A 13,828-nucleotide genomic window follows, 5' to 3' on the forward strand; every position below is an offset into this window, starting at 1 on the left:
TGGTTTGCGGAGCCGACGGGCGAATGGCCGTGGTCCATTGGCCAGGGTCTTTGCCTTGCGCTTCCGGGTAGGCCGGGATCATTGGGTTTGGGGCGGGTAGGCAAGGCATGGCAGTTCAATATGCAAAACCGATGATCGGCTACCTCGCGACCGGCATCCTGGTTCTCGCGCTGCTTCGTTTCGGCCAGGCAATCTTCATACCGTTCGCCTTCTCCCTTTTCGTCATCGCCCTCGTTGCGCCACTCCAGATCAGGTTGCAGCGCTGGGTGCCCAAACTGCTTGCCCTGTTTGTGACGCTCTCTTCAACAATCTTCATCATCGTCGCCGTCGGATCCTCGGTGACGTGGGGTCTCAGCAGGCTTGGCCAATGGCTTTTCCTCAATGCCCGCAGGTTCCAGGATGTCTATGTCCACTGGACCGACTGGCTGGAGGAACACGGCATTGCCATCGCAGGTCCACTCGCCGACCGTTTCGACGTGACATGGCTGGTGAGCTTTACCCAGGGGTTGGCCGGGCGCCTCAATAGTTTCGCGGGATTTGCCTTGCTGGTCTTTGTTTTCGTCATGCTCGGTCTCCTGGAAATAGAGGATTTCGCCAAGCGTCTTCGCTCTCCCGCGCTACAACCGCAGGGCATGAACATGCTCCATGCCAATCGCGAAATTTCAATGAAATTGCGCCGGTTCATGCTCGTGCGCACGTTTGCCAGCATCTTGACCGGGTTGATCGTCTGGGCATTCGCCTATTTCGCAGGCCTCGAACTGGCGGCTGCCTGGGGCGCAATTGCCTTCACCCTCAACTACATACCGTTCCTTGGACCGTTCGTAGCGACTGTCCTGCCGACGCTTTTTGCCATAGGCCAATTTGATTCCTGGCAGATGGCTCTGGCTGTCTTTGTCGGACTGAACCTGATCCAGTTTCTGATCGGTAGCTATCTTGAACCCCGTTTAACCGGCGCATCCTTGGCAATTTCGCCTTTCGCCGTCATTTTTTCGGTATTCTTCTGGAGCTTCATGTGGGGGGTGCCAGGCGCATTCATTGGCGTCCCCATTCTAATCGCGTTCCTTATCTACTGCGAGAAATCGTCCGTGGCGAAATGGATTGCCGTGTTGCTGTCGGCAAAGGCTTTTGACAATTCCGACAGAACTTCGATGTAATTTCGAACACCTTCAGGTAGAGAGACCACCGTTTGTGCAACTCGTTTCGTAACAGTTACGTACTGAACAGACCGCAATGGTTGTGCCACACTTGTGAAGTCGAGCATTTGTAACTGCGCGATACCTTATTCTTGTGGTTTTTTGGAGCAGCCGTGCCTGTACTTCCCCCAACAAAATGGATCGAAGTACTACTATGCTCGTCTCTAACAATGAGACAGCGCCACCTATTTTGCACGTTGTTCCGGGTACGACAAATGGTGAAATCATGAACGCGCATGATCATATCGCACCATCGGATATATCGCTCGATCGAAACTTTGCACACGCGGCAGCGGCATCTGCCATCAACGGCCCTCCTCCCCAACCGAAGCGGTCGTCTTCCGGCGCATTCTCCATTCCCGCGTTCAAGTTCGATACCAGCGGCGTGCCGATTGACCATCAGTATGAATCCTGGCGCAAAAGCTTCTCATCGATGCTCGAGCTTGGCGAATGCAGGGACAGGTCCCGCGGTTTTGAAGGAAAGCAGACGGTCTGGGATCTCGGCAGCCTGGCATTCTCGCGGATCAGAACCGGCGCACTCGAGTTTGCAAGTGTTCCAGGTCATGCGCGCAGGGAAGCGCTCGATCACTGGACATTGACCCTTCCACTCGACGGTTCGATCAGCACCGAGGGCCCGGCAGGAAGCTTTCAAGGCGGCGCCGGTATCGTCCAGGTTCATTCGCTGGGACGCTGGTTTGAGGGGAGTGTAACAGATAGCGACATGCTGGTGCTGTTTGTTCCCCGAGATTCCGATCCAGAAGTGGCACATGCCCTCAGCGCTTCCGAGTTCTCCACAGTCGACACCGCGATGGGCCGGCTATTGTCCGACTATTTCATCGGACTGGCCAAGCGGCTGCCAGCGGTCGAGGCGGACAATCTCCCTGAACTCGTTGGCGCGACGCAGGCGATGATCCGGGCCTGCCTGCTGCCATCTCCAGGCAACATCGAGGAGGCTCAGGCACCTATCGCCCGCGTGTTGCTCGAAAAGGCACGCCGCGTAGTGCAATCCAGATTGTTCGATCCATTGTTCAATGCCAAGGTCTTGCGGCGTGAACTCGCGATTTCACGCACCGGGCTTTATCGAATGTTCGAGCCATTCGGTGGCGTGATGCATTACCTGCAGCACCAGCGGCTCCTCGATGCACACGCAGCATTGGCCGACCCGAACGACAAACGTCGTATCATCGAGATCGCTGAGCAACGATGTTTCAGTGATGGCGCAGAGTTCAGCCGGGCATTCAAGAGGGAGTTCGGCTATACGCCAAGCGAAGTGAGAGCGGGCCGCAAGAGCAGTTGGCCGAGCAGGCCAGCCGGCGAAATCTCCACCGCAGCTCCTGAAGAACGCCTCGGATTGCTGCTACGCAAGCTTCATGGTTGATCTGCACCAACGATGAGGTTTTCGATGCGTCATGATGATCTGGACGAGCGGCTGAGACAACTGGGCGTGAACGTCGGGCCCTTCACATTCACCGTACTGTTCCTGATCGGTGTTGCAGCTGCGATCGCAATTGGTTGGTTCCTGTATTAGCGGTCGCGCTGCCGGTGGTTGAAATTGTGCATTTTGACCGCCCTGTCCGCAATGCCGAAGGGGATGATTCCAATGTTTGAAAATGACGACTGGAAGCTCGCTATCGAAGATACGCGATTTCGGCAGAATGCGATCGTTGCTCTCATATCTTCGAGCAATAACCAGGCGCTGGGACTTCTCCGGCTATTTTCCGTCATCGCCCTTGCCACGGCGACCGGCGCTGTTACGTCCCTTGCTGCAGGCGAGTTTTCTCCAACGGTTGGCTGGGAACTGGCGTCCTTGACGCTGGTTTTGGTGTGGTCGTCCTGGCAGTGCTTTCAGGCCCTCGAAGTCGGGGACATCGATCTACCTGGTCGCAATGCCGAATTCTGGCTGCTCGCCGCCGACAACGAAAACGACCGGCCCACATTTTCCCGCCAATACCTCGAAATCTTCAAAGAACGGTACCAGACGAACCGCCGGGTAAGCGAACGGCAAGCCCGCGCGCTCCGAAAAGCAAAGCTGGGGGGAATAATAGCACCGCTGATTGGCATAGCCGTGGGCGCGGTCCTGGCTTTCTTCCAGGCATATTCTCTTTGAACCTGGAGAAGGCCGGCGAGCAGTTGGCTTCTTTGACAGCGCTTTGTCCCGGCGGCTGTGAGGAATTGAGCGGCCTTCAAAACTACATCGCAAACAGGGGCATTGACTATGGATGCGCAGGCGGTGAAGCCGCCTGCTTCTCTCCCAATGTATATGCTAATGCTGGGTCGTGATGTCGGCAACCTGGATCATTGCCGCTAACACGGCGCGTTCTTTCGTGCATCCCTACGCTCCGGGCAGCCGCAACTACCGGTTTGCTTCTTATTTGGGCGCCGCGAACAGCCATTACCTCGCAGCGACTGCAGGTCTGATGGGCTATTCGTTGATCTCCGGCTCGACGAGCCTTGCCAAGTTTTTCAGCGACTCCTGCCATCCGAGATAACAAGCCTCCGGTGGAATGACGTCCGGCACGCCCGCCTGTGTTATATGGAGCTCGGTCCCGACCGACACTTTGGCCAGCGTCACAGTTACTTCCATTTCGCCAGGCAGGTTCGGGTCGTCGAATTTGTCCGTGTACCGCAACCGTTCACCAGGAACCAGCTCGAGATATTCGCCACCAAACGCGTGGCTATTGCCAGTCGTAAAGTTCCGGAAGGACATTTTGAACGTGCCGCCGACCTTCGGCTCTGAGTGATGCACAGTACAAGCAAAACCGTTGGGGGGAAGCCACTTGGCGAGCGCGTCTGCCTCGATGAAGGCCCGATAAACCTTGTCCGGACTTGTTGCCAGAACGCGGTGCAAACGTATGGTATTCGGCATGGTTGTGATCCTCCATAATTTGCCGGAACAGGCCCCTAGGACGAGCGAGACTTTGCCAATCCGACACCGTTGTTGAAAAAAGTTTGCGCGACCGCAGACGAGCTGCCGGCGCTCTAGCGAGTTCGCACGCCCCGAACCGATCAGAAGTGCTGCTGTAACCCGCACCTTCTTATTTTTTTGACCACAATTCACGCTGGTTTCACGCTGCAATAACAGTGGAATTGTATTCCCCGTAAGTCAGCCAGCTTAGCCGACGTCAAGCAAATGATGGGAGCGGAATAGTGTACAACATTTCGGGAATAAGCGTTCCTGTTTACCCGCTGGGGCTCCCAATACACGCAAACGTATTGCCAAAGTTGTGTTTTGTGCCAAAGTTAGAGCGAGAGCCCAAGCACAAGCAAGATAAAGCAATCCAAGAGGCTACTCGGGGACCCACGCTGATGGACCGCAGTCAGCACAGCGAAGCGGCTTATCGCATGTACCTTATTGGACCCTTCGCGATCACTGATCCGGAGGGCAAGGTTCTGACGCCCAAATCCCAAAAGTCCCAAGCGATCCTTGCCATGCTGGCGGTCTCCCTAAGGGGATCACGTTCGAGAGTTTGGCTTCGTGACAAGCTTTGGAGCGACAGGCCTGAAGACCAGGCCTCTGCCAGTCTTCGCCAGGCACTGCTCGATATCCGGAAATGCCTGGGTGATGCACGCGATATCCTGGTGGCTGACAAGAACACCGTCTCGCTTCGCATGGACCGCATACGGCTGGATATCGACGAAATCCTGACCGAGGGCCATCCAGCAGGAAATGACGAACTGGCTGCTGAACATTTTCTCGAAGGGGTCGACGTCAGAGACGCTGAATTCGAGGAGTGGCTTACACTGGAGCGACAGGTCTGGCAGCGTCGCTACGATGAAGGACAATTCCAGCAAAAATTTGAACCTAAGCTTGAGCTGGCGCGTCAGAACCAGGAACCGACGCCACTCGTTCCTTTAACGGCAATCAATCCGGGCAAGAATAGTGGTGGGACTGGGAATGGAGCGGCGAACGATAAAGCCAGTGACTCGAGTTCCAGCGTCAGTTCGCGGCAATGGGTTGTCGCGATCTTGCCCTCGCGCATCGCCGGACAAAGTGAAAATGGACAGATTCTTGCGGCGGGAGTGACTAATCTCATCGCAAAATCGCTTGTTGAGGGAACTGATATCCGTGTCACTGATTTTTCCTTCGGCGCAGGGCCTGGGGCGAACTCGTCGAATGATGTTGGACCGGGCAACGAGATCTCGCTGGCAACAGCCCTCGGCATACAGCTGGAACTGACGCTCGCCAGTCAAACCGCCCTTATCGTGGTGAGCATTGTGCGTTTGGCCGATCATAGCCTGATCTGGAAAGACAGTTGCATCGCTGATCGCCCGCCCCTGGAAAGAGGCGAAACCAGTCAGTTGCATGGGCTGATCAATCACTTAATCGATGAAGTCAACGGGAGCTTTCTTTTCCGCGGCGAAGGCGGAAAGCTCGAGCGCGAAACCACTATGATCGAGGCGGTCAACTCGGTCTTTCGATTGTCTCGGGGGGATCTCGATAGAGCCGAACGCATCCTCCACAACATTGCTGCTGAGCGGCCCTCCTCCTCAGTCTATGCCTGGCTCGCCTTTATCAGGACTTTCCGCGTTGGACAGCGTTTCAATGCCTACGATTCCACCATAGTCGAAGAAGCCCAATTCTACGCCCGTAAGGCATTGGAGTTGGATGCTAACAATTCCATCGCACTTGCTCTCGTTGGACACGTCCATTCATTCTTGTTTTGCGAATACGACTATGCCGCCGGACTATTCGAGCGCGCAATCAAGCTCAACCCGGCACAACCGCTCGGTTGGGATCTTTATTCCATGTTGCATTGTTATGCCGGGCAGCCTGAAAAGGCGTTGGCCATGGCTAACTGGGTCCAGAACCTTGGATTTTACAGCGTGCACAAATATTACTTCGACACGACCAAGTGCATCAGTGCAGCTCTGGCCGGCGATCACGCAGCCGCCATTTCTGCGGGTGAAGACGCGCTGAAGATGCGTCCTGATTTCAATTCTCTCTTGCGCTACATGGCAGCAAGTCATGCACATCGGGACGAGATGGAGTTGGCGGGAAAGTATGTAGAGCGGCTCGAGGCTGTCGAACCGAATTTCTCGATCGAGTCGCTCAAGGACAATCGCTACCCGCTGTTAAAAACTGGGGGAGGCAAGATGCTGATCGCCGGGCTTACCAAGGCCGGTGTCAAGCTTCGGTAATTCTTCCTCAATCAAAATTCGGCTCGAATGGATGAAGGATACGCGAAAATGGTCAACGTTGCTGCGCAATCGCCGCTGATACAGTTCCTGAACAATTTTCGATTTGAGGTCGATGCCGATCATGTATCGCCCTGCCCACCTTTGCCGTTCGCTGAGGTTGACGCAGCGGTGGATGGGGCCGGTATCAACATCCCGGGGGCACCTCTAGCCGGAGCCGCCACGGCGAGCGGCGGTGTTGCCAACAAATCGGTGCTGAACAAATCCTCGCTGAACAAGAACAAGAACAAGAACAAAACCTCATTCGGCGGAATCAGCACCGGCAATGCACAGTTGATACCTGCATTCCAGTTGCGCAGGCTCCACCAACAGCCTTCCCGGAACGCTTTTACCACCGCCGCTCGGTTTACGTGGGAGATGCTCGACATTACTCCACCTCCAGGCCCGGATTTCAGTCGCCTTGAAACCAAAGTGATGCTGTCGATGCAGAAGCGCGACCGCGAAAGGGCCAGACGACTCCCGGATATTCAACAGGAAGCTTCGCTATCGGTCGGCGAGTTTACACGACCTCTCTATATCGAGAACATAGCCGGGTTCGAACAGACCGAGGGGCTTTTTCAGAGCATCCTGACCGCTTGCGAATATGTTGGGCTCATTTACAAGAATAAATTCAATCGGTTGCGACCCAGTCAGTTTGAACCGCGACTGCGACCGCTTCTGGCAGTTCCAGCGCACGAATCCTTCCAAAGCAATCATGCATTCCAATGCTTTTCCATTGTGTTTGCATTCAACACGATCCTTCCTGAGCATCCAGCGACCGAAGAGTTGGCGCGAATTGCTCAGAATGTTGCAGAGAATCGAGAATGGGCCGGCCTGCATTATCCGAGCGATACGAAAGCAGGACGTGATCTGGCCCGCCGGTTTGCTCCTTATCTGAGAGATGCGTTCGCCGCCACGTACAACGCGGTACACAAGGAATGGGTGTGAAGAAAGTGCATTCATCTTCAGTGGTTCCTCTAGGGTAAATGAGGTTACAGATGGCCCTCCAATCAGACAACACGAAGGCTGCGCCTGCCGGCTACTATTATCTCTGGCATTTGGCTGCTCTGGGAGTGATTACGGCGGACTTCGGATCTTCGAGTGGTTCGATTCCCCCCAACAATGAAAGTGCGCTGCGCATCACGCCTTCTCCTGTTATTTCCGGTTCTGTCTGGGACACCCTTGCAGAGGTGGCTGCGATCTCGCCTGCGAGGGTGGCGCTCATTGACGTCGGCATATCTCCAGATCACCCGAACCTGGCAACCCGGATCGATCAGAATGCCTCTATTGACCTGGCAACGCACAGATACGGTGCGCGTGCGTTGGCCATCCTCGACGATACAAATAGTTCCTACAAGGAAGAGAAACAGGCGTTCTTTGCCGAACTCGACATATCCGGACTCGGCAACCTCGGACTATCGGTTGATGACAAGGAATACCTGGATGATATTGTGGCGGAGTATGCTGGTTCCTATGGCGTATTGCGCCGGATTCTCGATTCGAACACCATGTTCGCCGCTCACGGCACTGCCTGTGCCGGTTTAATCGTGGCCGAGCCCGCCGCATTGGCCACGGAAGACAGCGAAATCCTGTCTCCACCAGAAGACATCTTTACGAATCCCGATTCAACCGAGACCCATCCCAACAAAAATCCCAACCTGTTACCGTATTTTGGCGCTGATCCTTTTTCGCGCCTCGTCAACATTACGACTTCGTTCGAAGACAATCCTGTGCAGTTCATCGCCGCACTCCTTTATGCGTATTTGCAGAACGTTGACGTCATCGTCATGCCCCGCGGCATACCCGATCCGAAGCGAAGCGCCATTGAGCCCAAGAACGAATTGAAGGCCGACTTGGAGCGCTGGGCCAATCGTGATGCTGCGGATCTATTTGCACGCATCGCCCTGGCAGAACAGGGACCGGCGGAACTCGAGCCCAAGGCAACGCAGCTGGGTTCCAATCCGGACCGCATATGGACGATCCTGGAACATTTGATCATTGCTGTGAGCCGAAAGATTCCGGTGATCTGCGCTGCCGGCAACAGTGGCGAAAGCCAGCTGATCTATCCGGCGAGCCTCGCAGCTCCCGACAACGGGATCATCGCGGTCGGCGCCGTCACGGTTGAAGGTTTCCGGTCCGGCTATAGCAATTATGGCGAAGGTCTAACGCTCGTTGCGCCCTCTGATGATGGGGAGGTCTTCAATCGCCATCAATTGCGGATCAATCGGCTGTCACCCTTGATCGCCAAGCATCAATATAACGCGGATCCCGGCAAGGAATATTGCTATTCGCAGTTCAGCCTTCTCAGCACAGACCTTCCGGGGGTCTTTGGTTATGATGAAGGAAAAGCTCCCTGGTCCTCACTGCTTCCCTCTGCCAATAATCCCGGCATTGGTGGCGGTTACTATACCAGCTTTGGCGGCACGTCCGGGGCCGCAGCCTTGGTCGGCGGCGTCGCGGCTCTCGTACAACGGGCCCATCGTGCCGTTCACGGTGGGTCAGGCAGGCTAGACGGTATAGCCGTCAAGTCTATCCTCGAGGAAGCGTCCAGCCGAAGCAGCAATGTTGGACCGGGTTTTCGTCCCCTCACCCCCGACTGCATGAATGCGGACAATGAAGATGTCATCGATTCCAGGTATTTCTTTGGAGCGGGACTTCTTAACGCCGCCGCCGCTGTCGATGTCGTGTTGAACAGTTGACGCAGAGGCCAACAAAACATCCAAAAAGGACCCGCCCGCGGGTCCTTTTTATGTTTTGTCCTGCATTTTTGACGGTGCATTGACGGTCAGACAGCGCTCGAGAGACGCCTCCTCCGGTAATATTAGATCAATACTTCGGTAAATCCGGAGATCAAGTCGATCAAATAGACTGCAGGAGGGAAAACCGATGTCAACAGTTCTTACCAGAAAATACCGGTGGTCATCATTTGCCAGATTGATCAAGCGGCCGAAATTGCCAACGGGTTTGTGCCTCACTTACAAAAGCGTCAAAGCATCCATGGAGCGGGAGATCCGACTTATTCATATCTCGATCCTAACTCCAGTGCACAGACCCGTTTTTCGACCGTGTCCAATTGTCAACAACGTGACTGGGCAGCACCGGCAACGGACATGCCGCGGCAGTTCTCGCTATTTTCGATAAGCCCGTCTGAAGCGGGTATTTGCCTGGCAATTCATAATCGGAGCTCGACGAACATGGTTTTAAAGCGTGAAATATCGATAGACGACTGGGAAGCATTGAACCGCCTGTCACAGGGCGAAACGATCCGGCGAATAGATGGTCGCGCGGTTCAACGCCTAACTGAGATCGGCGCACTGCGTAGCAGAGGAGGAGAAATCAAACTCTCCTACGCCGCAATGCAGCTTTTGATCGAACGCTCGGCACGTATTTGCCGCGCTCGAAACGGCAACAGCAAAACGTGGTGCAATTGAATTTCAATGTTGCAAGCACGTGTCAATGAGTAGTTTTTGGGGACAAGAAAATGTCAGGAATTATGTATGAACGAATACCGGATGCTGATCACGCCGTTTACAATCGGCATGCGGCGGCCCGCCGTGCAGCGTTCCACATCGCATCGACAGAACCCCGTCCACAACGGACCCTTGCCATTATTGACGGACGTGCCATTGCTCGAGAGCATCTTTCGAGGGGGCTTATATCGAATGGACTTGGACTGCGCTTGGCCACATATGGCTCTGTGAACGATATAGAGGCATATGAAGCAGCGGCATTGTCAGTCATCCTTGTATGCGTCGACGACTCCAGATTCATGGATAATTCCATTGTGCTAGAAATCGGGGCGCTTGTACGAAGATTTCCGAAAGTCCCAGTCATTGTTCAGGCGGGCCTGTGCGGATTTCAGCAAATCCTGAGCGTTCTCCAGCAAGGTGCCCATGGTTACCTTCCAGGCAATGCCGGAATATCTGTTTGCATCGAAGCAATATCGATGGCGTTGGCAGGTGGTGTTTTCGTCGCGGCCAAGAACCGGCATGATATGCAAAGCATCCTCGGAACCAACCCTCATCCGTCCAAGCGTTTGGAAATGTTCACACGACGGGAACGTGAGGTCATCGAAGTCCTGCGGCAGGGAAAGGCAAACAAAACGATTGCCTATGCCCTCAGGCTTGCTCCAAACACTGTGAAAGTTCACGTTCGAAATATCCTCAAGAAGGTTCGGGCGACGAACCGGGCGGAAGCAATTTACAAAATCAACGCCATGTTTGATGAGATCGCATAGAGCGTCGCAGAAAAAAGAACGCCGTTGGGGGCGACGGGGGCCGCTCCCGCATCTGACCCTCCCTCTTGTGGGAGGGTCTTTTTTGCACGCGCCTGTATCTAAGATGCGATTCGAGACGAGACATTATGCGATTTCCGAGCTTCGCTACTATGCTGTCGGCGCCCGGATCTCGCATAGCCGGATTTCGTCGGCCTACGGGCTACTGCCCCGCCACCGTCGGAATCCGAGGCTCATCCTTGCTGCTCTGGCGGCTTGCCAACGCAACGGCCAAAGCCTGTGCAAGACACATCGGGGCCGCGCGAGAGCGTGAAAACGTATATTCATGTTCGGGGACAGGGAAAAGAACATGCGCAGACAAATCATGGTGTATGGCTGGTGCGGATTCAAAGTGTGACGTTGAACCCACTGGTCACTGTCAATCAGTCCGACATGCAGAAAGTTGACCAGAATACCATGCGTCTTGACCATGACCGGTATGACGCCAGAAAGACGAGCGATACGAACCGCAGCATCTATCGCCAACCTCTTGAAATATTTGCTTTGAACGTCATTGAGCGGACTTGGATGCCGTCGTTGATCAAGGCACCGGGGGAGGAAGAGATGCGAAGGATCGATGTGGGGTTGGAGGAGGACTACAAGCGAACGATGTACTAGAAAGCATCTGACCACGGATCCGATCATGCCACAGAAATGGCAGGGAGGCACGGTGGCGGCGCCACAGGTCGAAATAGGTCGGTAGCTGCCGGACGGCAAAGCGCCCGCATTTTCGCCGTTTCAGAGAGCGCCTGACTTTGCCAAAAGCGGTCACTTATTCGAATGGTCGATCAAGCGCGGCCTCCACAGCGTCGCCGAGTTTGGGTATCATCAGCACTGTCAATGAAGGTATGAAGCTAAAGGCACGCGAGTAACAGAGTTGGGGCTCACTGGTTGGCCAAGAAACAGCCACCTTCTGGGAGTTGCAGCCTTAGTGGGCCGCTGTCACCGCTCTCGCATGAAGACCGATAGGTACTTGTCGCGCCGGTTCGCGGGGCAGATGGTCAGAAGGGTTCCCCGTGCTCGTTGTGGCCGATGTGCGATCGTTTGATTATTGACTTCCGAGGGGTCTATCCCTCAGATAAATAGAGACCCCACGGAGGCAGGATGCTCCACGACCGCACAGACGTGACACGCGAAGACAACAACATGGCGGAGCTCATTCGCGACTACGACTGGGCGACCACAAGCCTCGGTCCAATATCCTCGTGGCCGATCCCGCTGAAGTGCGCAGTTGATCTTGCGTTGCCGTCCCAGGCGCAGATTGTCATATTTTGCGGCCCGGATTTCGTTGCGATCTACAACGATGCCTATTCCCCCAGCATTGGCACCAAACACCCAGCCGCCCTCGGAAGACCCGCGAAAGAAAACTGGGCCGAGCTTTGGGAAGACCTCGAGCCGATGCTTCGCCGCGTACTCGAGAACGGCGAAACTGTTACGGCAAAGGACAGGCCATTCTACATCGAGCGTCCGGTGCCGGAAACGGTGTATTTCGACATTTCCTATTCGCCCATCTTTGACGCCGATGGAAAAGTGCTCGCGGTTTTCTGCATCGTCAACGAGACGACCGATCGGGTGGGTTACGAGGTCGCGCTCCGTAGAAGCGAGGAGCGCCTACGCTCAATGATCGAGCACACGATGGTTGGTGTCATCCAAACTGATCTGCAAGGACACCTATCGTTCATAAATCCAGGATTTTGCCAAATTGTCGGCTATACGCGAGAGGAATTGCTGACGCTAACGCTGAAGGACATAACCCACCCTGAAGATCTGCCCGAGGACATGGCGCAAGTTCGGAACCTTGGTGTGGAGGGCAAGAGCTTCGTGATTGAAAAGCGCTATGTACGGAAAGACGGCACTCCGATCTGGGTTTCCAATCATGTCTCAGCCGTGAAGGATCCCGATGGCAGGGTCCGGGAAGCCGTCGCGGTGGTCGTCGATATCACCGCACGTCGTCGTGCATTAGAAGTCGAACGACGCTTGGCAGCGATAATCTCATCGTCGGAAGATGCCATCCTTGGAATTGACCTAAACATGATGATAACGGATTGGAACCGCGGAGCGGAGAAGGTCTACGGATACATGGCTGATGAAGTTCTGGGCAAGTCCGTTACCATCCTCATACCGAACGATCGGATCGATGAGGAAAGACGTATCATCGACCGCATCAAGGCTGGGGAGCGAGTTGATCCGCACGATACCGTCCGACGTCACAAGAGCGGCCGCGAGGTTCACGTTTCGTTATCCGTTTCGCCCATCTACGATGCTTATGGCCGCATCGTTGGGGCTTCGAAAAATGCCCGAGACATCAGCGTGCGCATTGAAGCCGAGCGAACGAAAAACGTTCTCATCGCCGAACTAAACCACCGCGTCAAAAATGTGTTGGCGACCGTCACTGCCATTGCGAGGCAGACCTTTGGTAAAGCGACCGACCTCGAACTTGCCAGCGCCACATTCGAGGCGCGTTTGCAATCGCTGGCTCGAGCGCACGATCTCCTCACCCATGGCGACTGGCAGAGTGCCAGTTTGGAACGCCTCGTCCGCGAAGCAGTCGCGCCTTACCCCTCCGATCGTTTTCAGATCGAAGGTCCCGAAATTTCCGCTCCGCCGAAACTGGTGGTCGCACTGTCACTCATCCTACATGAACTCTCCACCAACGCTGCAAAATATGGACCGTTGTCGACGGACACTGGACAGGTGAGCGTCGCTTGGTCGGTGGTGCGGACCGGGGAACGGAAGCTGCTGTTAGACTGGGTCGAAAGCGGAGGGCCTCCCGTCGCTTCGCCGACACGCAGAGGATTTGGCTCGCGATTGATCCAGGGGCTCTTGTCGGCAGAGCGCGGCGGCCAGGTTGAGATGATCTACGCTCCTTCCGGATTTCGATGTCATGTCCAGGCGTCGCTGAGCGCCGAGTGGGCGGCCGATAACAACTAACCGTCAATCGCATAGAAGGTCGGCCCTCCATTCGGTGGTGGCGGCCAGCCGCTCACAGCGGAAATCATTTCCGCTTAACGACCTCAAATCGTCATTTATGGGGGCTCCGTCCGTCCCTATAAGCGGACACCGCAGCTCATCGTGCGGCCACCTTCTGTTATAAGTTTTAATGCTCATCAACCTGCGTCGTGGTCATCGCGCGGCCTCGATTTGGAGGAAGCTCAGTTCGAATCTTCGCTATTTGGTACATTCCTTC

Annotated in this window: 12 protein-coding genes; 11 read left to right on the forward strand and 1 reads right to left on the reverse strand. The window is 55.1% G+C overall.

Features of this window, described 5'->3' with window-relative positions:
- The first annotated feature begins 107 nt into the window (after nt 1-107).
- From PHA01_RS06025 to PHA01_RS06040, 4 genes are all read left to right on the forward strand, one after another.
- On the forward strand, nt 108-1,154 hold the full coding sequence (locus tag PHA01_RS06025) for an AI-2E family transporter (RefSeq protein ID WP_271894026.1): 1,047 nt from the start codon (nt 108-110) through the stop codon (nt 1,152-1,154).
- Between the two features lie 265 nt (nt 1,155-1,419).
- A complete protein-coding gene (locus PHA01_RS06030; RefSeq protein ID WP_271894027.1) occupies nt 1,420-2,571 on the forward strand; it encodes a helix-turn-helix domain-containing protein in 1,152 nt (383 codons plus the stop codon).
- Between the two features lie 24 nt (nt 2,572-2,595).
- The gene (locus PHA01_RS06035) at nt 2,596-2,721 is read left to right on the forward strand and encodes a hypothetical protein (RefSeq protein ID WP_271894028.1); all 126 of its coding nucleotides are present in this window, start codon (nt 2,596-2,598) and stop codon (nt 2,719-2,721) included.
- Nucleotides 2,722-2,793: 72 nt separating this feature from the next.
- Nucleotides 2,794-3,300 carry a hypothetical protein gene (locus PHA01_RS06040; protein WP_271894029.1) on the forward strand — a complete coding sequence of 169 codons (507 nt, stop codon included), beginning with the start codon at nt 2,794-2,796 and terminating at the stop codon, nt 3,298-3,300.
- Between the two features lie 315 nt (nt 3,301-3,615).
- Here the strand turns inward: PHA01_RS06040 and PHA01_RS06045 are convergent, their stop codons facing one another.
- A complete protein-coding gene (locus PHA01_RS06045; RefSeq protein ID WP_224510131.1) occupies nt 3,616-4,059 on the reverse strand; it encodes an SRPBCC family protein in 444 nt (147 codons plus the stop codon).
- A gap of 440 nt (nt 4,060-4,499) precedes the next feature.
- Here PHA01_RS06045 and PHA01_RS06050 point away from each other — a divergent pair, with 440 nt between their 5' ends.
- From PHA01_RS06050 to PHA01_RS06080, 7 genes are all read left to right on the forward strand, one after another.
- On the forward strand, nt 4,500-6,332 hold the full coding sequence (locus tag PHA01_RS06050; RefSeq protein ID WP_271894031.1) for an SARP family transcriptional regulator: 1,833 nt from the start codon (nt 4,500-4,502) through the stop codon (nt 6,330-6,332).
- A gap of 48 nt (nt 6,333-6,380) precedes the next feature.
- Entirely contained in the window at nt 6,381-7,316 is a 936-nt protein-coding gene (locus tag PHA01_RS06055) for a phosphatase PAP2 family protein (protein WP_271894032.1), read from the forward strand.
- Between the two features lie 50 nt (nt 7,317-7,366).
- Complete coding sequence (locus tag PHA01_RS06060) at nt 7,367-9,067, forward strand: S8/S53 family peptidase (protein WP_271894033.1); 1,701 nt, start codon at nt 7,367-7,369, stop codon at nt 9,065-9,067.
- Nucleotides 9,068-9,283: 216 nt separating this feature from the next.
- Nucleotides 9,284-9,799, forward strand: coding sequence for a hypothetical protein (locus tag PHA01_RS06065; RefSeq protein ID WP_271894034.1), 516 nt, complete (start codon nt 9,284-9,286; stop codon nt 9,797-9,799).
- Nucleotides 9,800-9,849: 50 nt separating this feature from the next.
- Nucleotides 9,850-10,605 (forward strand): LuxR C-terminal-related transcriptional regulator, encoded by a 756-nt coding sequence (locus tag PHA01_RS06070; protein WP_271894035.1) that lies wholly within the window; start codon nt 9,850-9,852, stop codon nt 10,603-10,605.
- A gap of 390 nt (nt 10,606-10,995) precedes the next feature.
- Nucleotides 10,996-11,259, forward strand: a complete 264-nt coding sequence (locus PHA01_RS06075; protein ID WP_271894036.1) for a hypothetical protein — start codon at nt 10,996-10,998, stop codon at nt 11,257-11,259.
- 486 nt (nt 11,260-11,745) lie between these two features.
- On the forward strand, nt 11,746-13,572 hold the full coding sequence (locus PHA01_RS06080) for a PAS domain S-box protein (RefSeq protein WP_271894037.1): 1,827 nt from the start codon (nt 11,746-11,748) through the stop codon (nt 13,570-13,572).
- The last annotated feature ends 256 nt before the right edge of the window (nt 13,573-13,828 follow it).

The organism is Candidatus Phyllobacterium onerii (assembly GCF_028331445.1).
Taxonomy (GTDB): domain Bacteria; phylum Pseudomonadota; class Alphaproteobacteria; order Rhizobiales; family Rhizobiaceae; genus Phyllobacterium; species Phyllobacterium onerii.

What these genes read in the sequence shown, in the direction of transcription:
- PHA01_RS06050 (WP_271894031.1), top strand. Translation starts at nt 4,500, where the DNA reads ATGGACCGCAGTCAGCACAGCGAAGCGGCTTATCGCATGTACCTTATT.
- PHA01_RS06060 (WP_271894033.1), top strand. Translation starts at nt 7,367, where the DNA reads ATGGCCCTCCAATCAGACAACACGAAGGCTGCGCCTGCCGGCTACTAT.
- PHA01_RS06055 (WP_271894032.1), top strand. Translation starts at nt 6,381, where the DNA reads ATGGTCAACGTTGCTGCGCAATCGCCGCTGATACAGTTCCTGAACAAT.
- PHA01_RS06025 (WP_271894026.1), top strand. Translation starts at nt 108, where the DNA reads ATGGCAGTTCAATATGCAAAACCGATGATCGGCTACCTCGCGACCGGC.
- PHA01_RS06030 (WP_271894027.1), top strand. Translation starts at nt 1,420, where the DNA reads ATGAACGCGCATGATCATATCGCACCATCGGATATATCGCTCGATCGA.
- PHA01_RS06040 (WP_271894029.1), top strand. Translation starts at nt 2,794, where the DNA reads ATGTTTGAAAATGACGACTGGAAGCTCGCTATCGAAGATACGCGATTT.
- PHA01_RS06035 (WP_271894028.1), top strand. Translation starts at nt 2,596, where the DNA reads ATGCGTCATGATGATCTGGACGAGCGGCTGAGACAACTGGGCGTGAAC.
- PHA01_RS06045 (WP_224510131.1), bottom strand. Translation starts at nt 4,059, where the DNA reads ATGCCGAATACCATACGTTTGCACCGCGTTCTGGCAACAAGTCCGGAC.
- PHA01_RS06070 (WP_271894035.1), top strand. Translation starts at nt 9,850, where the DNA reads ATGTCAGGAATTATGTATGAACGAATACCGGATGCTGATCACGCCGTT.
- PHA01_RS06080 (WP_271894037.1), top strand. Translation starts at nt 11,746, where the DNA reads ATGCTCCACGACCGCACAGACGTGACACGCGAAGACAACAACATGGCG.